At 70.0% G+C, this 17476-nt stretch carries 18 protein-coding genes and 1 riboswitch; of the genes, 9 read left to right on the top strand and 9 right to left on the bottom strand.

Annotated elements, in window-relative coordinates; all coding sequences use genetic code 11:
* Positions 1–521 precede the first annotated feature (521 nt).
* Entirely contained in the window at positions 522–983 is a 462-nt protein-coding gene (locus Q0066_RS12050) for a VOC family protein (protein WP_298133206.1), read from the top strand.
* On the opposite strand, the gene Q0066_RS12045 is transcribed toward Q0066_RS12050, so the two are convergent.
* Genes Q0066_RS12045 through Q0066_RS12030 form a run of 4 tightly spaced genes read right to left on the bottom strand, consistent with a single transcriptional unit; the run spans position 977 to position 5299 of the window.
* Positions 977–2371 (bottom strand): tryptophan-rich sensory protein, encoded by a 1395-nt coding sequence (locus Q0066_RS12045; protein WP_298133205.1) that lies wholly within the window; start codon positions 2369–2371, stop codon positions 977–979. The two genes, Q0066_RS12050 and Q0066_RS12045, sit on opposite strands and share 7 nt — an antisense overlap.
* A gap of 1 nt (position 2372) precedes the next feature.
* The gene (locus Q0066_RS12040; protein ID WP_298133203.1) at positions 2373–3077 is read right to left on the bottom strand and encodes a type II CAAX endopeptidase family protein; all 705 of its coding nucleotides are present in this window, start codon (positions 3075–3077) and stop codon (positions 2373–2375) included.
* Positions 3078–3083: 6 nt separating this feature from the next.
* Positions 3084–3896, bottom strand: coding sequence for a trehalose-phosphatase (gene otsB / locus Q0066_RS12035; protein WP_298133201.1), 813 nt, complete (start codon positions 3894–3896; stop codon positions 3084–3086).
* A complete protein-coding gene (locus tag Q0066_RS12030) occupies positions 3896–5299 on the bottom strand; it encodes a trehalose-6-phosphate synthase (protein WP_298133199.1) in 1404 nt (467 codons plus the stop codon). The genes otsB and Q0066_RS12030 overlap by 1 nt, the downstream gene beginning before the upstream one ends.
* Positions 5300–5481: 182 nt before the next feature.
* Between Q0066_RS12030 and Q0066_RS12025 the strand changes: the two genes are divergently transcribed.
* From Q0066_RS12025 to Q0066_RS12005, 5 genes are all read left to right on the top strand, one after another.
* Entirely contained in the window at positions 5482–6411 is a 930-nt protein-coding gene (locus Q0066_RS12025; protein ID WP_298133198.1) for an aldo/keto reductase, read from the top strand.
* Between the two features lie 85 nt (positions 6412–6496).
* A riboswitch (TPP riboswitch) is annotated at positions 6497–6596 on the top strand.
* Complete coding sequence (gene thiM / locus Q0066_RS12020) at positions 6584–7417, top strand: hydroxyethylthiazole kinase (protein ID WP_298133196.1); 834 nt, start codon at positions 6584–6586, stop codon at positions 7415–7417. Its footprint overlaps the riboswitch before it by 13 nt.
* Positions 7414–8088: a thiamine phosphate synthase gene (gene thiE / locus Q0066_RS12015; RefSeq protein WP_298133193.1), complete on the top strand. Its 675-nt coding sequence runs from the start codon at positions 7414–7416 to the stop codon at positions 8086–8088. The genes thiM and thiE overlap by 4 nt, the downstream gene beginning before the upstream one ends.
* Entirely contained in the window at positions 8085–9542 is a 1458-nt protein-coding gene (gene thiD, locus Q0066_RS12010) for a bifunctional hydroxymethylpyrimidine kinase/phosphomethylpyrimidine kinase (protein WP_298133191.1), read from the top strand. Before thiE ends, thiD begins: the two co-directional genes overlap by 4 nt.
* Positions 9543–9729: 187 nt before the next feature.
* Positions 9730–10548 carry a hypothetical protein gene (locus Q0066_RS12005; protein ID WP_298133189.1) on the top strand — a complete coding sequence of 273 codons (819 nt, stop codon included), beginning with the start codon at positions 9730–9732 and terminating at the stop codon, positions 10546–10548.
* Here Q0066_RS12005 and Q0066_RS12000 read toward each other — a convergent pair.
* Positions 10533–10814 carry a DUF1540 domain-containing protein gene (locus Q0066_RS12000; RefSeq protein ID WP_298133187.1) on the bottom strand — a complete coding sequence of 94 codons (282 nt, stop codon included), beginning with the start codon at positions 10812–10814 and terminating at the stop codon, positions 10533–10535. The genes Q0066_RS12005 and Q0066_RS12000 overlap by 16 nt on opposite strands.
* A 476-nt stretch (positions 10815–11290) precedes the next feature.
* Between Q0066_RS12000 and nhaA the strand changes: the two genes are divergently transcribed.
* Entirely contained in the window at positions 11291–12529 is a 1239-nt protein-coding gene (gene nhaA / locus Q0066_RS11995) for a Na+/H+ antiporter NhaA (RefSeq protein WP_298133186.1), read from the top strand.
* A gap of 127 nt (positions 12530–12656) precedes the next feature.
* On the opposite strand, the gene Q0066_RS11990 is transcribed toward nhaA, so the two are convergent.
* Together Q0066_RS11990 and Q0066_RS11985 are read right to left on the bottom strand one after the other, a co-directional pair.
* A complete protein-coding gene (locus Q0066_RS11990) occupies positions 12657–13958 on the bottom strand; it encodes a GH25 family lysozyme (protein WP_298133184.1) in 1302 nt (433 codons plus the stop codon).
* A gap of 185 nt (positions 13959–14143) precedes the next feature.
* Positions 14144–14782 (bottom strand): TetR/AcrR family transcriptional regulator, encoded by a 639-nt coding sequence (locus tag Q0066_RS11985; protein WP_298133183.1) that lies wholly within the window; start codon positions 14780–14782, stop codon positions 14144–14146.
* A gap of 72 nt (positions 14783–14854) precedes the next feature.
* Here Q0066_RS11985 and Q0066_RS11980 point away from each other — a divergent pair, with 72 nt between their 5' ends.
* The gene (locus Q0066_RS11980) at positions 14855–15811 is read left to right on the top strand and encodes an NAD(P)-dependent alcohol dehydrogenase (RefSeq protein ID WP_298133181.1); all 957 of its coding nucleotides are present in this window, start codon (positions 14855–14857) and stop codon (positions 15809–15811) included.
* 50 nt (positions 15812–15861) lie between these two features.
* Here the strand turns inward: Q0066_RS11980 and Q0066_RS11975 are convergent, their stop codons facing one another.
* Positions 15862–16293 (bottom strand): hypothetical protein, encoded by a 432-nt coding sequence (locus Q0066_RS11975; RefSeq protein WP_298133179.1) that lies wholly within the window; start codon positions 16291–16293, stop codon positions 15862–15864.
* A 148-nt stretch (positions 16294–16441) separates the two neighbouring features.
* On the opposite strand from Q0066_RS11975, the gene Q0066_RS11970 reads away from it, so the two are divergent.
* Positions 16442–17188 carry a GH25 family lysozyme gene (locus Q0066_RS11970; RefSeq protein ID WP_298133177.1) on the top strand — a complete coding sequence of 249 codons (747 nt, stop codon included), beginning with the start codon at positions 16442–16444 and terminating at the stop codon, positions 17186–17188.
* 6 nt (positions 17189–17194) lie between these two features.
* Here Q0066_RS11970 and Q0066_RS11965 read toward each other — a convergent pair.
* Positions 17195–17476, bottom strand: a 282-nt coding sequence (locus Q0066_RS11965) for a hypothetical protein (RefSeq protein WP_298133176.1), incomplete at its 5' end; no start/stop codon positions are given.

The raw sequence follows: 17476 nt of genomic DNA, 5'->3' as shown, positions 1-17476 counted from the left end.
CAGTGCCCTGCGGGATGAAGGGCGGACGTTCTAGGCGTCCGCCCTTCATTCACGTCCGGGGGAGGATTCACGACCGGTGGAGGGCTCCGCTCAGGCGCAATCCCGCCTGCGGACGGCCTGAGCCCGCCGGCAAGCCGCCAGGGCCGGCACTCCGCGGGGAGTCGCGAATTTAGTCCCGCTCGGAATTGTCGGACGCCGGTGCCCGAATGCCGATCGACGCCGACGTCACGCTTGTTGCGGCATGCGCAATGGTGAATTGGCGGCGTCTTTGACTGACAAGTCAGTCGATTGTCGGGGCCTGTCATGAATTACAGCGGCCGACGCGATCAACTGTTGTAAGGCGTCACAAGCAGCGATGTCTGACCAGACAGATGAATTCGACGGCAGCGGGCGGGGCGAAAGGGGAGGAATGTTGAAATCGACCCGGCCGCGCCGTCGACCGGGCCTCGGCAGTAGTGCCCGGCCGGCAACCTTCGCGCCACGGCGTTCTCTGTCGTGGCCGTACGAACTAGCCTGAACGGATGTTGACCGCCCTCCACGCGATGATCTACTCCGATGACCCGGCAGCGACACGGGCCTTCTTCGCCGAGGTGCTGCGCTGGCCGTTCGTCTCCGAGGGAGCCGAGGGCGACTCCGGTGTCGGCGGCGCGGGCACCGGGGGCACCGATCCGGCCGAATGGCTGATCTTCCGCAGTGGACCCAGCGAGGTCGGGGTGCATCCCACCAGCGGCGTCCACCGGGGCAGGGCCTGGACGGCGCCGCGGCAGCACAGCATGGCCCTGATGTGCGATGACCTGGCCGCCACGATGGTGGAACTACGCGAGCGTGGCGCCCGGTTCAGCGGCGAAGCCGCCGAGCTCGGCTTCGGCCGCGGCGTCCAGCTCCAGGTGCCCGGCGCCGACGACCTGTTGTTGTACGAAGCGCACCATGCGGTGGCGTACTCGCTGCCGCGGGCCGATCCGACCGTCGCCGCGGGTCACTGACGGCGTCGCCGGTTCTTGACGGCGATCGCCGAGCTGAGCACCGTCGCGAAGCCGCACCACGCCGCGTAGGCACCCAGCGCGGCCGCCTTGCCGGGGCCGTACGGGGCGGCTCGCCGGGCCAGATCGGCACTGCTGAGGGCGAGCAGTGCGGCGACCAGGGTGGCCGGGACGGGGGCATGACCGCGGAAGAACACCCCGCTCCAGGACGCGTTCAAGGCCAGATTGGCCGCCAATGCCCGTTCGAAGCGGTCCGCGTCGTCGTTCCTGTCGGCCTCCCGGGCGTCCGCGATGGTCGCTGCCGCAGCGGTGGTGATCAGCGCATACAACGACGTCCACACCGGCGCGAACACGAACGCCGGCGGTTGGAAGGACGGTTTGCGCAGGCGCCGGTACCAGCCGCCGTCCGGGTCGGTGAGCAGCCCGCCGGCCAGTGCCGTGGCGCCGACCGCGGCAGCTACGAGTCCGAGGCTGCGGATCCACAGTTGGGGGTCGACGTCGCGCAGCGCGCGGGTGATCGCGGTGTCGAAGTCGGCCGGACCGCCCGGCGGCACGCCCATCCATTGTTCGGCGTCGAACTCGTCGCGGACGGCGTCGTGCATCAGTGAGCCGACCAGCGGCCGAGCGATGCCCGAGGCGATCGGGGTGACCAAGCCGACCCACAGGCTGGCCAATCTCGGGGTGAGCACCGGCACGGTGACGATCAGCCGGGGATTCAGCCCGGCCAGGCCGGCGTAGCGCTGCATCATCTCGCGGTAGCTCAGCACGTCGGGTCCGCCCAGGTCGAAGCTGCGGTTGATCTCGTCCGGCAACTCGGCGGCCCGGACCAGGTAGTACAGCACGTCGTCGACGGCGATCGGCTGAATGAGCCGGTCCAGCCACTTCGGCGCGATCATCGCCGGCAGCCGTTCGGTGAGGTGCCGCAGCATGTCGAAGGACGCCGAGCCCGCGCCCAGCACGGTACCGGCCTGCAACACCGCCGTCGGCACACCGGAACCGAGCAGGATCTCGCCGACCTCGACCCGTGAGCCGAGGTGCGGGGACAGTTCCCCGCTCGGATGCAACCCCGACAGGTAGACGATCCGGTGCACACCGGCCGCCCGGGCCGACGCCGCGAACCGGGTGGCGAGCTGCCGGTCCCGGGCGACGAAATCGCCCCGTCCGTCCATCGAATGCAGCAGGTAGTAGGCGACCTCGACGTTCTCCAGGGCCGCGGCGAGCGCCCGGTCGTCGGTGGCGTCACCACGGCTCACCTCCACCCGGTCCCGCCAGGCCGCAGGCAGCCGGTCAGGGTTCCTGCTCAGCACCCGGACGTCGTGCCCGGCATCGAGCAGTCGCGGAACGAGGTGCGAACCGATGTAGCCGGTTGCGCCGGTGACCAGGGTCTTCACGTCAGCTCCCCACGTCCAGGGCCCAGGGAAGGGCGAACAGCATGCCGAGCGACCAGGTTAAGTGGGTGGCGATCGGGCCCGATACACCCCCTGTGGCGCGACGTTGCAGGCCGGTCACCACCCCCAGCGCGACGGCTGCGAAGACCAGCAGCGGCACTCCGGACGGCATCGTCGCCACCGCGTAGACCACGGTGCTGACGGCAACCCGCCACCTGGTCAGCGCGGCGAACACCGCGCCGCGGAAGAAGAGTTCCTCGGCGACGCCATTCAGCGCGGTGATGGCCGCCACGATCGGCAATGCACCGTAGCCGGCATGGGCCAGCAGCAGGTCCACCGGTCCGCGCAGCCAGGGGAGCCGTCCGACCAGCAGGGCGCCGGCCAGGAAGACCGCCAACAGCAGGCCACCCAGGATCACCCCCTGCAACAGCGCTCTGCTGGCGCCGCCGGTCCGGGTCCGTCCGTGACCCAGTCGCAGCGGCCCGGACGCGAATGCGCCCACCAGCCAGACCACCGCGACACCGATCGTCGCCGGATAGAACAGTGGATCGCCGGGCCGGATGGACAGCGACCAGCCCAGAGTGACGGCACCGGCGACCAGCGTGACGCCGGTGACGATCCACCGGCGGCGGGACGCGGTGCCGGGCTCGTCCGCCGGATCGAGCAGACTCGCCCGGACGAAGGCGCGCAGCTCGCCGAAGACGGGCATGCCGGCCTAACGGCCGGGCTGGGCCCGGAGCTCGGCCAGCCGGAGCAGCAGGGCGGCCAACCCGTCGATGTCGGGGACCCGGACGGTCGCGTGGGTGTCCCGGTCGCCGACCAGAACGCCCAGATCGCCAGGTCCGAGGCTGGCCAACGCGTCCTCGTCGGTGACGTCGTCGCCGGCGAACAGCACGGCGGTGGCGCCGGTGCGTTCCCGCAACAACCGGACGGCGGCGTCCTTGCCCTCCTCACGGAAGGCGTACTCGATGACGTCGTGACCGGTGCGCCGCCGCCAATCGGCCGCCTCGGCGGCCATCAGGTCGTCGACCGCGTGCTGCGCCGAGCCGGTCGCCTCGGTGTCCGCCAGTCGGGTGTGCAGCGCGAAACCGAAGGTCTTCGGTTCGATCCAGGCGCCCGGCAGCGACTCGACCAGGGCCTCGGCCCGCTGCCGCAGCGCATCGCGCCGGTCGAGCGTCGTGCTGTCCTCGTCACGCGGCGGCTCACCCTCGCCGGGTATCCAGTACTCCGCGCCGTGCGAACCGGCCAGCCACCACGGCGAGTCGTCGGTGTGCTCGGTGATCACCCGCAGATCGTGCAACGTCCGCCCCGAGACCAGGGCGACGAAGGTGTCCGGCAGCCTGGCCAGGTCGGTCACCGCGTGCCGTGCCGCCGGCAGCAGCCGGACCCGCATCGGCTCATCGTCGAGGGGAGCCAGGGTGCCGTCGACATCCAGGGCCACCAGCAGCCGCGATGTTGCGGCGAGGTCGCTGAGTCGCCGGTCGCCGTCGTGGAAAGGGCGCGCGGGGGACAGGTCGGCGGTGCTCATCACATCGCACCCTTGCGTGCGTCGGCCAGCGCGTCCAGGAACTCACGCGACCAGTCCTCGACGTCGTGCTCGAGCACCCGCCGGCGCAACGAACGCATCCGGCGCCGCTGCTCGGCCGCAGGCATGTTGACCGCCTGCATGATGGCGTCCTTGAGCCCTTCGATGTCGTGCGGGTTGACGGTGACCGCGCGGCCCAGTTCGTCGTAGGCGCCGGCGAACTCGCTCAACACCAGCACACCGTGGTTGTCGGTGCGGCTCGCCACATATTCCTTGGCGACCAGGTTCATCCCGTCGCGCAGGGCGGTGACCAGCATCACGTCGGCGGCCAGGAAGAAGGCCACCATCTCCTCGCGCGGGAACGCCTGGTGCAGATACCGCACGGCGGTGTGCCCGACGGTGTCGAAGTCGCCGTCGATGCGCCCGACGGTCAGTTCGATCTCGTCGCGCAGGTGCGCGTAGGTCTCCACCCGCTCACGGCTCGGGCTGGCGACCTGCACCAGGGTGACGTCCTCGACCGACAGCCGTCCCTCGCCCAGCAGTTCACCGAAAGCCTTCAACCGATGTCCGATGCCCTTGGTGTAGTCGAGCCGGTCGACGCCGAGCAGCACGTGGGCGGGGTTGCCCAGCCCCTCGCGGATCTCCCGGGCGCGAGCCTGGATGTCCTCGCGGGCGGCGAGTTCGATGTAGGACGCGGCGTCGATCGAGATCGGGAAGGCCTTCGCCAGCGCCCGCCGAGTCGTGCCGTCCGGTTGTGGAACCCGAATGCCGGACGCCCTGGTTTCGTAGTGCAGCAGCCGTCGGACGGCGCGGGCGAAGTTGCCGGCGTCCGCGACCCGCTGGAAGCCGATCACGTCGGCGCCGAGCAGGCCCTCGACCACCTGCCGGCGCCAGGGCAACTGGGAGTAGAGGCCGTAGGCCGGGAACGGAATGTGATGGAAGTAGCCGATGGTGAGATCGGGGCGGTGCTCCCGCAGCATCGCCGGCACCAGCTGCAGCTGGTAGTCCTGCACCCAGACGGTGGCGTCCTTCGCGGCAGCCCGCGCCGCGGCGTCCGCGAACCGCCGATTCACCTGCACATAGGCCTCCCACAACGCCCGTGAGTAGCGGGGTGCGGCGATCACGTCGTGGTACAGCGGCCAGATGGTGTCGTTGGAGAAGCCCTCGTAGTACAGCTCGACGTCGTCGGTACTCAGCGTCACCGGGATCAGCCGGGTGCCGTCGAAGTCGAACGGCTCGACCTCCATGTCAGGCTGGCCCGGCCAGCCGACCCAGGCGCCGCGGGTGGAGCGCATCACCGGTTCGAGTGCGGTGACCAGGCCACCCGGTGAGTGCCGCCAGCCGCCGTCGGAATCCGAGTCCACCGGAAGCCGGTTGGCGACGACGACGAAGCTCGCTGCGGTCATGCTTCTTCTCCTCGTCCGGGGAATCCCCAGGCTAACCCGCCGGTTTCGGCCACAGCCCACCCGAAGGGGTTCGGATGGCAATGCCGGGGCGTTGGCTCACGATGCCGGCACCGACGGCGGTGCGCGCAGGCCGCGGGTAGGTTGCCGATATGCGATATCGAGCCGTGGGTGACAGTGGATTGATGGTGTCCGTGGTGGGTGTCGGGTGCAACGCCTTCGGCGCCCGGATCGACTACGACCAGACGAAAGCCGTGGTCGACGCGGCGTTGGACGCCGGTATCAGCCTCTTCGACACCGCCGATTCCTACGCCGACGGGGTCAGTGAGGAGTACCTCGGCCGGGCGTTGGGTACGCGTCGCGAGGACGTCATCGTCGCCACCAAGTTCGGCATGGGCGACCATGACGCGGAGCATTTCGGCGCCCATGGCGGACGCCGCTACATCCGGCGCGCGGTCGAGGCCAGCCTGCGCCGGCTCGGCACCGACTACATCGACCTCTACCAACTGCACCGGCCCGATCCGATCACGCCGATCGAAGAGACCCTGGACGCGATGAGCGACCTGGTCACCGAGGGCAAGGTGCGCTACATCGGCTCGTCGAACCTGACCGCCTGGCAGGTGGTCGACGCCGACTGGACGGCCCGCAGCGCCGGACGGCAACGGTTCATCTCGGCGCAGAACGAGTACTCGCTGTACAACCGGCTCGCCGAGGACGAGCTGGTGCCGGCCTGTGAACGCTTCGGCATCGGCCTGTTCCCCTACTTCCCGCTGGCCTACGGACTTCTGACCGGAAAGTATCGCCGCGACGCTGCCGCACCCGAGGGCAGCCGGCTGGCCAACGCCAACCAGGCCGGACGTCTCGCGGGCGCCAGCTGGGACCGGATCGAGGCCCTGCAGGCGTTCGCCGATGCCCGCGACCTGCCGCTGTTGACCGTTGCCATCGGCGGGTTGGCCGCCCAGCCGGCCGTCGCGAGCGTGATCAGCGGAGCCACCCGTCCCGAACAGATCACCTCCAACGTGGCCGCCGGTGGATGGGAGCCGTCCGCGGCCGACCTGGCCGAACTCGACGAACTGCGGCACAGCATCGCTTTCTCCTACACGACCTTCGCATGAGCCACGACCTTCGCATGAGCCACGACCTTCGGATGGGCCACTCCGGCGGTCCCTAGCCGCGGGTCCGAGCTGACCCGCTAGGGTGGTTGGCGACACGGGGTGCCGGTACCGAAGCCGGCTGAGATCACACCCGCAGAACCTGCTCTCGTTAGCACGAGCGAAGGGATTCGTCATGAGACAGCCTTCTTCCCTGACTTCCGCGACGGCGCTTGCCGACGCCAGCGCCGCCTTGCTGGACGCCGTCCGCAACCAGGCGCCACTGGTGCAGTGCCTCACCAACCACGTGGTCAGCGGCTTCACCGCCAATGTGTTGCTGGCCCTCGGCGCCGCCCCGGCCATGGTCGACATCCCGGACGAGGCCGGGCCGTTCGCGTCCGTGGCGTCCGGGGTGCTGATCAACCTGGGCACGCTGGGTGGACGACAACCCGAGGCGATGCGTGAGGCGGCCGCCGCCGCGCACGCGGCAGGGACGCCCTGGGTGCTCGACCCGGTCGCCATCGGGGCGCTGCCGGTCCGCACCGGGCTCGCCCACGAACTGCTGGCCGACGGGCCGGCCGTCATCCGTGGCAACGCCTCCGAGATCGCCGCGCTGAGCGGTTCGGACGCCACCGGACGAGGTGTGGATGCCACTCTCTCCGTCGACGCGGCGTCGGACTCGGCCGCCGGGCTCGCCACTCGGCTGGAGGCCGTGGTTGCGGTATCGGGACCGGTCGACCTGATCACCGACGGGAAGACCACCGTGCGGGTGGCGAACGGGCACGAGCTGCTCACCCGGGTGACCGGCGCCGGTTGCGCGCTGGGCGCGGTGATGGCCGCCTTCGCCGCGGTCGGTGACGACCGGCTGCTGTCCACTGCCGCCGCCAGTTGCGCCTACGCGGTCGCCGCCGAAGACGCGGCATTGACCGCGTCCGGGCCGGGGTCGTTCGCCGTCGCATTGCTGGACGCCCTCGCCGGACTCAGCCCGGACGCCCTGGCCGAGCGGGCACGGCTGGAGGTGGCCCGATGAGCCTGGACCCCTCCACTCTCGCGGTCTGCCTGGTCACCGACGCCGGCCAGTGTGCTGCCGCCGGCCGCAGCGTTGCTGCCACGGTTGCGGACGCGGTCGCCAACGGCGTCCGGTCGGTGCAGGTGCGGGCCAAGGACGCCTCCGGGGCCGCCTTCCTGGACGAGGTCACCGCGGTCGCCGAAGCGATCGCCGCCGTGCCGGGCGCGGACGACTGCGTGTTGATCGTCAACGACCGGGTGGACGTGGCGCTCGCCGCTCACGCGCGCGGCGTCCGGATCGCCGGTGTGCACCTCGGCCAGAGCGACCTGCCCGCGGCCGCGGCACGCACCCTCCTGTGGCCCGGCGCGCTCATCGGGGTCAGCGCGGCCACGCCCGAACAGATCCGGGCCGCCGAACCGCACGCCGACTACCTCGGCATCGGGCCGTTGCGCGACACCGCCACCAAGCCGGACGCCGACCCGGCACTCGGCGCGGCCCGGGTGGCGGAACTCGCCGCGCTGACCGGGTTGCCGTCGGTCACCATCGGCGGCGTGCTGCCCGACGACCTGCCGGTGTTGCGCGACTCAGGACTGGCCGGTGTCGCCGTCGTCTCCGGGATCTGCGCCGCTCCCGACCCGGGTGTAGCCGCCCGCGCCTACCTCGACCGCTGGACGAGCGAGGTGGCGGCATGATCCGGCCGGTGCCCAACGTGCTGTCGATCGCCGGCACCGACCCCACCGGCGGTGCCGGCATCCAGGCCGACCTGAAGGCGATCGCCGCCTGCGGCGGCTACGGCATGTCGGTGGTGACCGCACTGGTCGCCCAGAACACCCAGGGCGTCCGCGCCGTGCACTACCCGGGCACCGAGTTCCTGCGCGCCCAACTCGACGCCGTCTCCGACGATGTCGCCATCGACGCGGTCAAGCTCGGCATGCTCGGCACCATCGAGGTGATCGACACGGTGCGCGAATGGCTGGAACGCGTCCGCCCCGCCGTGGTCGTGCTCGACCCGGTGATGGTCGCCACCAGCGGCGACCGGCTGCTGGACGCGGCCGCCGAGAAGGCGCTGCGCGAACTGGCGCAGCTGGCCGATGTGCTGACCCCGAATGTGCCCGAACTCGCCGTGCTGGCCGATGCCGAGCCGGCCGCCGACTGGCCGGCCACTCTTGCGCAGGCCCGGCAGGTGGCAGCCTCGACCGGTGCTCTGGTGGTTGCCAAAGGCGGTCACCTGACCGACGACACGGTCAGCGACGCGCTGGTCGGACCTGGCGGCGTGCTCACCCAGGCCGACCATCCGCGCCTCGCCACCCGCAACACCCACGGCACCGGCTGCTCGCTGTCGTCGGCGCTGGCCACCCGGTTCGCGGTGGTTGCCGACTGGCCCAGGGCATTGGCCGAGAGCACCGACTGGTTGGCCGCCGCGATCGCCCGCGCCGACGACCTCGACGTCGGACGCGGCAACGGGCCGGTGCACCATCTGGGGCCGCTCTGGGAGGCTGCCGGTGGTCCGGTCCCGGGCCCGATCACCGCCTGGTGGTGGCAACAGACGTCCGGTATTCGCGCCGAGATCGATGAACTGCCGTTCGTCCGAGCGCTCGGCGACGGCAGTCTCGGCACGGACGCGTTCACCTGGTACTTGGCCCAGGACGCCCGCTACCTCGGACGCTACGCGACCTCACTCGCCGCCGCCGCGGAGTTGGCCACCGACGAGAACGAGCGGGCCTTCTGGCTCGAATGCTCGACCTCGGCGATCGCCACCGAACTGCAACTGCACGAGTCGTGGGTGGCTCCCGAGATTGTCGAACGGACCGAACCCTCGGCGGTGACGACCACCTACCTCGACCACTTCGCCGCCGCCGAATCGTCCGGTGACTACGCGGTCCTCACCGCCGCGCTGTTGCCCTGCTTCTGGATCTACGCCGACGTCGGCGACGCCCTGGCCACCCGCAACCGGCCCGGCCACCCGTACGCGGACTGGCTGGCCACCTACGCCGACGAGGCCTTCGCGGCGGCCACCCGACGGGCGATCGAGATCACCGAGGGCGCCGTGCAACGCGCCGACGCCAGCAGCCGCCGGGCCGCCGCCCGCGCCTTCCGGGCGTCCTGCGTCCACGAGAAGGAGTTCTTCGCCGCCCCGCTTCGCTAGACGCCGGGATGACGAGGGGCGCGGCCGAATCGTGACCCGCCGTCCCACAGTTGGGACAACCGCGCCCGGCGGTCCGGAAATAAGGTTAGGCTCCCCTTACTAAATGTCGGCAGTCGGTTACGCCGTGACACCAGGGGGTCCCGTGGAACCCGTCCACACGACAGTCCAAGACCCGCGCGTCGATACGATGCGCGCTCGTTCCGTATCGCTGGCACGCCGCCTGCTCTGCGGGGCCGGACGCGCCGCGCTGGTGGCCTACGACTTGGAACCGTTGGTCGAGGCACGTGCGCTCTGCCACGGGATGAGTGCCACCGGCGACCTGGTGGTGGCCTGCCTCGCCGACGATGCGGTGCCGACGACCACGTGGGCGGACGGTGCGCTGCGCGTCCGGCTCGACATCGTCAAGGAGGCACCCGAGTCGGCGGTTCGGATCACCGCCTGCGCGGTGCATCTTCTGGGCACCCTGGAGTGGCTGTCCGAGGAGGATGTCCACGACTACCTCGCCGACGCCGATCTTGACCCGCGGCTCACCGAACTCGCCACCATGGTGGGTGGCCGGCTGGGCATCGTCCGCAGCGACCGGGTGCTGTTGCACGACAGTGCCGGGGTGACCCCGTTGCCGTTCGGTGAAGTGGCCGGCCTGCATCCCGCGGGCGGCGCCCGGTGGGGCTGCCGTAGCTTTCCCGATGCCGAGCAGGAGTGGAACGCCCGCGACCTGGTCGGGGGGCTATCGAAAAACCAGTTGACCGGTCTGCTGACGGCCGCCGCAGCGGGTTGGGAGGCCGGGGTCAAGCTGTCCAGCCGGGCAGAGGTCACCTGTTCGCACACCGAGGGACGGGTGTTCTGCGTGGACATCGACCGCACCGGTCTCACCCTGATGGCGGTCACTCTGGGTCGCGCCAGCGTTCACTTCCTGGCCTTCGAAGAGCCCGCGGACGCACTCGACGAACTGGCCGATCGGCTCGGCCAGCTCGTCGCAGTAGGTTCAGTTCAGCCGACGGAGTAGCTCAGGCAGTCGGCGGAGTCGCCGACCACGATCTCGCCGGCCGTGCACAGCAGGTCGGAGTTGTGCACGCATTCGAGGCGCTTGCAGGCGCCCACCTGGCCGTTCGCCGAGGCAAGGCCGGCGCGCGCGTCCAAGTCGGTGAAGGTCGTGCAGGTGGCGGTATCGGTGCCGCCGACGTTGATGGCCCCGGCCGTGCAGCCACCGTTGTTGAAAGCGCAGGCGCTGGTGGCGCAGGACTTGACGAGTGAGAGCGAGATGGTGCTCATGATCGGAGCCTCCCTGGGTGTGTTGGACTCGGTTTATTGATCTTCACGATAGTCCGGAGAATCCAGGCCAACAAGCATTCTTAGCCTTACCTAACTACCACGCTATTTACGATAAACAGGCTTTTTAAAATAGCCTCCAGGTGGCCGTCAAATCGCGTTGGCTAGGGGTGTTGGTAGGGCAGGCCACCCTTTCACGGGAGTTCGTAAGTCTGCGTGATAAACGCACGGCACGTTTTTCGTAAATAAAGTCTCACAGATTCATGCATCGTGCTCCGGTGACCGGGCGATCCCCGTCAGCTCAGCCCGGCGGTCATCCTGGTGGACGCCGGGATCTCCTCATGTCCGGAGCCGTGCGACGCGGCTCAACTACGGCCGGCTGTGGCGTCGCCGGCACTCGATATCCTGACCCCGGTGTGCCGGGAAGTCTGGTCGGCGGCGCTTCCACCTGGGAGCGGACTCGAGAACTGGGAGATCGAATGACTTCACAGAACCGCCCCGCGTCGCTGTTCCAACGGCTCACCGACGAGGTGCCCGGCGGCATCCTGCTGCTGATCGCGGCCGTGTTCGCCCTTGCCTGGGCCAACTCACCCTGGTCGGACGCGTATCACGCGCTCGCCGGGGCCGTGGTCGGGCCGGCGGCACTGCATCTCGACCTGAGCGTCGCGGCCTGGGCGTCCGACGGGCTGCTGGCCCTCTTCTTCTTCGTGGTCGGCGTGGAACTCAAGCATGAACTGGTGGCGGGCAGCCTTCGTCAGCCGCGTGAAGCGGCGGTACCGGTGCTGGCGGCGGTGGGCGGCATGGCGGTGCCGGCGGCGATCTTCGCACTCGTGGCCGCAGCGGCGGGCGGACCCGAGGCGCTGCACGGCTGGGCGATCCCGACCGCGACCGACATCGCGTTCGCCTTGGCGGTGCTCGCCGTGTTCGGACGCGGGCTGCCGCGGGCGTTGCGGGTCTTCCTGCTCACCCTCGCGGTGGTCGACGACCTGCTGGCCATCGTGGTGATCGCAATCGCCTACACCGAACACATCTCCGGACCGATGCTGGCCGGCGCGTTGGCGGCCGTCGCGCTGTTCGCGGTGCTGGTCAGACTGCGCCGGACGGCGTGGTGGGCGCTGCTTCCGGTGGCTGCGCTCGCCTGGGGATTCATGCACGCCTCCGGGGTGCACGCCACCATCGCGGGCGTGCTGATGGGCCTGTCGGTGCCCCCGGTCGCCATCCACGGCGAACCCGAATCGCGCACCCACCGCTACGGCGACCTGGTCCGGCCCTGGTCGGCGGCCGTGGCGCTGCCGGTGTTCGCGTTCTTCGCCGCCGGGGTCACCCTGGTCGGCGATGGCGGGCCGGCGGTGACGTCCGAGCCGGTGTTCTATGCGGTGCTGTTCGGCCTGCTGGCCGGCAAGCTCGTCGGAGTCCTCGGTACCACCGCGCTGGTGACCCGGCTCACACCGCTGCGGCTGCCGGACGCACTCGGCCTGCGCGACCTGCTGCCCGTCGGACTGCTGACCGGCATCGGATTCACCGTGGCCCTGCTGATCGCGGAGCTCTCCTTCGACGACGACGCCCATCGCGGTGCCGCCAAGGCCGGAGTGCTGGCCGCGTCCCTGCTGGCCGGTGTTCTGGGTGCATTCAGCCTGCGCTGGGATGCCCGCCGCGCCCGCAACGCGGACATGAACGCCGACGGCACTCCCGACGTGGATACAGGCGTCATCGGCTGAGCCCAGAGCTGAGTGCCGCGTCCGGTGGTCGAGCTTGTCGAGACCTCGGGTGACTGACACATTGGCGTGCCGCTGCCGCCCTGCAAAGCGGCAGCGGCTCGCGATCCCGCCAGCGGAGGGCTGGGTACTACTTGCGGGGAGTCCAGGCGTCCTTGGTGGCGATGTCGCCGTCCAGGGCGTCGACGCCGTCACCGGCGATCCGCAGGTTGCTGGTGTACTGCCAGATCGACCAGCCGCCGTGACTCGACCAGGGGCCGACCCGGGGCAGGCTGCTCGGGACCCGTCCGTTGTTGTCGCCCCAGGAGGCCACCCAGAGCCGGGCGATGCCGGCGACGTCCGACCAGAGGTACTTGTTGCCGGACTTCTGCTCGGCCATCGCGCCGGTGAGGTAGACGTACAGGTTCGCGCGGTAGCCGTCCTCGGTGAGCAGCGCCTTGACCTTGGTCAGGAAGCGGTACGCCTCCGCGGGCTTCCAGGCGCGCAGCTTGTGGGTGTAGCTCTTGCCCTTCGACGTCTTGGTGTAGGTGCCGCCGGCCTCGACGTCGATCACCAGCGGACTGGTGCTCGCCTTGGTGTAGTTGCCGTCCGCCTTCAGCCATTCGACGAACTGCGCGGCGGACTTCTCCGGCGTGTGGCTGCCGGCGAACAGGTTGCCGGGGCTGGTGTCGACGCTGGTCGTCCAGCCGTTGAACCAGTAGGCGCCCTGGCGCAGCCCGGCGGCCTTCACCTGATCGGAGAGTGCAGCGTAGGCGCAGTCGGCGACGACCGGGGCGCTGCCGGTGGAGCGGGCCTTGCCGTTGCAGGCGTCGGTGTAGGCGTGGTTGATCGGACGCGCGCCGCTGCCCAGCCGCAGGATGGCGAACCCGTTGTCGCCGGTCCAGTCCGCGAGCACGGACGGCTTCACTTTCGCCGATGGTGCGTACTGATACGACGACAGGTCGACGCCCTGGCTGAGGCCCTTCAGGCCGAACGCCTTCGCGGCGTCCTTGGCGGGGGTGTTGGTGGGCTGGCGCACGGTCAGTGTGGCGGTCTTCGAGGTGACCGAACCCTTACTGCCGCTCACCTTCACCCGGAACCTGGTGCCGTTGGCCCATGTGCTGGAGGTGACCTTGTAGGACGACTTGGTCGCCTTCTTGATGCTCTTCCACGACCCGGACGCCGGCCGCGACTGCCAGGCGTACTTCAGCTTCGTGCCGGACGCCTTGACCTTGAGCGTGGCGCTGGTGCCGGTGCCGTAGCGGTTGATCGTGGCGCTCTTCGGCTGGCTGGCGATGGTGGTGGTCTTCGCCTTGGCCGCGGCCTTGGCGGACGGCAGGGGCGCGGCATTCGCCGGGCCTGCGGCGACGGCGGTGAGCAGGCCGCCGGTCAACGCGAGAGTGAGGGTGACGCCGCCGAGAGTTCGGGCAGCGCGGAGTGCAGCAACGGTCATGGTCAAAGCCTTCGGTTCTGGGGGGTGTGGCCTAGACAATCACCCGCCCGCACGGCGCGGCAATCAGGCCCTGAAGTCGAGGTTGACTTCCGTTCTCTCCGAGAGATGGGCGGTGGGGAGGTTCAGGCACGGCCCGGCCACCGGTCGACCGGGGCCGGGTGCATGCTCGAATCAGGGCTGGGTGGTCACCCCAGTTGGCGCTCCAGCCCGTCCAGGATGATGCCGAGGCCGACCTCGAATTCGGCGGCGAACGAGTACTCGTCGGTTGCGGTGACGCTGCTGACCAGGGCCGTGAGATGCGGATACTCATCGGTCGGCAGGGTGACGGTGGCGGCGAAGTCGTTGGCGCCGGACGCCGAGTCGAAGGGCAGATTCCGTTCGGTGAGCGCGAAGCCGTAGACGTAGGCGTCGATCACCGAGAATGCCCGGGCCGCGGTCGCGATGCCGAACCCGCCACGCAATAGGCAGCCGATCACGGCGTCATAGTGCCGCAGCGACGCCGGTCCGGGGTCGGATCGTGAATCGACCAGGCCCAACGCCCACGGGTGGGTGGTGAGCACCGAGCGCACCGACGCCGATCGGATCGCGATCGCCTCACGCCAGGCGCGATCGACCGGCGGTAGTGCGAACTGCTCGAACGCCCAGTCGGCGAGGCCGTCCAGCAGCGCCGCCTTGTTGGCCACATGGTGGTAGAGCGACATCGCCTCCACGCCGAGCTCCGCTCCGACGTTGCGCATGCTCACTGCGGTGAGGCCACCTCGATCGGCGACCGCGGCTGCAGCCTCGATCACCCGCCGAGCGGTCAGTGGTTGCCGATCTGCCATGGCCCTCCTTGCCGTCTTACACCTCTAAGGTTACGCTGACCAGCAAGACTTACATGTGTAAGGAGAGGATCAATGGAAATGCGACAAGTGCGTGTCGAGCGCTATGGGCCGCCGGATTCGGTTGTCGTCGTGGACGCGCCGGTGCCACGTCCGGGTCGTGGCGAGGTGGTAGTGCGGGTCGAGGCGGCCGGGGTGAACTCCGGCGATGCGCGGATGCGGGCTGGTCGGTTCCCGCCGGGCTTCGGGCTGCTCGCCCGGCTGGCGATCGGACTGCGTGGCCCGCGGGCCCGTGTGCTGGGCGGCACCTTCTCCGGGGTGGTGGCCCAGGTGGGCGACGGGGTGCATGAGTTCGGGCTGGGTGACGAGGTGGCCGGCATGACCGGCGTCCGGATGGGCTGTCATGCCGAGTTCGTCGTGGTCCCCGCTGTGACCGCGGTGCGCAAGCCGGCGTTGCTCAGCCATCCCGATGCTGCTGGTGTCCTGTTCGGCGGCACCGCCGCGCTGCACTTCCTGCGCGACCGGGCGGCGATGCAGCCGGGTGCCACCGTGCTGGTCAACGGGGCGTCCGGCTCGGTCGGTTCGGCGGCCGTTCAGATCGCGACGATCCTGGGCGGAACGGTGACCGCGGTCTGTTCGGCGGCGAACCGGGATCTGGCGAGGCGCCTGGGTGCCCAGCGCTGCATCGACTACACGACGACGCCGGTCGCGGAGATCGGTGAGCGGTTCGATGTGGTGTTCGATGCCGTCGGCAACCTGTCGCGGGCTGACGGGTTGCGGCTGCGGGCGCCCGGGGGCGCGCTGGTGTTGGCGGTCGCGGGCCTGCTCGACACGATCCGGGGCGGGCGGGGTGTGTATGCCGGCCCGGCCAGCGAGCAGGTCGAGAATGTCGCCGAACTGCTCGGGTGGGCAGCCGATCAGCGGCTCGATCCGGTGGTCACGGTGGTCGGCCAGCTGTCGGCCCTGCCCGAGGCGTACCGGCGGATCGACGGCGGTCGCAAGGTCGGCAACCTGGTGGTGCTACCCGCCTGACAGGGCCCCGTGAACCGACTGGGCATGGGCCTTCCGGCCGACTCCTGCGGTCAACCGGGTGGCGCCGGGGCGGCGTCCACCGCCAGCAGGCGTCGGACTCCCAACCGTGCGAGCAGCAGCGCGAGGATCAGGAGGGTCACCGAGAAGAAGCCGCCGAGGCTGACCCGATCGGCGAAGAAGAACGCAATGACCTCCAGCACGACGAACTTGCTGCCGACCATCAGCGCCCACAACAGCAACCCCGCCGCGACCTTGGCCAGCGGCGTCCGGGCCGCTTTGAACCGGCGCTTGACTCGGTTCTTCGCCCAGACGACGGCCTCCAGCACGAGTTTCAGCAGCAATGCGGTCAGCAATGACAAGGTGAAGGTCTCCGCAATCACCGCCGGCACGTACTCGGTGGCCAGGTTCAGCACCACCACGTACACGAAGACATCGATCACGTCGACGGGGCGAAGCAGGGGGCGGCGGCGCTCGATCGTCATGCGCACTCCTCGGGATCCGGCCCGCCGTCGGCATCCGCCGGGTACCGAGTTACCGTATCGCGACCGGCAGACGTGTCCCGCGTAGGGTGGCAAGACGGCTGGGGAGGCGGCGCATCGCTCGGCCCGGGGCGGTGAGGAGCGCAGTGCGGTGAGGTCTCGTGGACGCGGTTCGCGATGGCTGATCGTCGGCATCGCCGCCCTCATGGCGACGGTGGGACTCGTCGCGGGACTGGTGGGGGCCGGCGTGGTGCATCCGAATAGTCCGTCGGATGAGCGCTATCCGGTTCGCGGTGTCGACGTTTCCCGTTACCAGGGTGACATCGACTGGCCGGTGCTGGCCCGGCAGGGCATCGACTTCGCGTTCGTCAAGGCCACCGAGGGCAGCACACTGGTCGACCCCCGTTTCGCCGCCAACCTGGACGGCGCCACCGCCGCCGGGCTGCGGGTCGGCGCCTACCACTTCTTCAGTTTCACCAGCGGCGGGACGACGCAGGCCGACAACGTGATCCGGACCGTGCCGGCCCGCGCCGATCTGTTGCCGGTCGCCGTCGATCTCGAGTTCTACGGCGACTTCTGGCTCCACCCGGCACCCGTCGAGGACGTACGGCGCGAGTTGGACGTGCTGCTGGACGGACTGGTCGCCCACTACGGCCGAAGGCCGATCGTCTACACCACGAGTGAGGCGTACGACCGCTACCTTTCCGGGGCCTTCCCCGACGTCGACATCTGGATTCGCGACGTTTGGCGGACGCCGTCGCTGCCCGACGGCCGGCCGTGGACGTTCTGGCAGTTCAGCGACCGGTACCGGCTCGACGGCTACGCCGGCGAGGAACGGTTCATCGACGTCAACGTGTTCGCCGGAGGCCGCGACCACTGGGAGCGGTACGGGAGATGAGGCCGATCAGCGGCCGTAGCGATACGGGCTTCTCCACGGCCAGGCGCGGCTGATCCAGGCTGCGACCGCGTCGGCGAGCGGGCCGTCCAGGTGCGCGTGGGACGCCCGCACCCACGATTGGACGCTGACGTCATGGTCGGCTGATGCCATCGGGTACAGGTAGACGCAGCCGATCACATCGCCGTCGGCGGGATCGAGGACGGTGAAGGTGAAGCCTCTGCCGGCGGCGAAATCGGCGGCGAAATCGGCGGCGTGCCGGCGCAGGTCGGCCAGGTTGGCCTCCAGCGA

This window comes from Micropruina sp. (assembly GCF_027492755.1).
Taxonomy (GTDB): domain Bacteria; phylum Actinomycetota; class Actinomycetes; order Propionibacteriales; family Propionibacteriaceae; genus Micropruina.
This window is presented reverse-complemented; position numbering and strand designations above follow the sequence as displayed.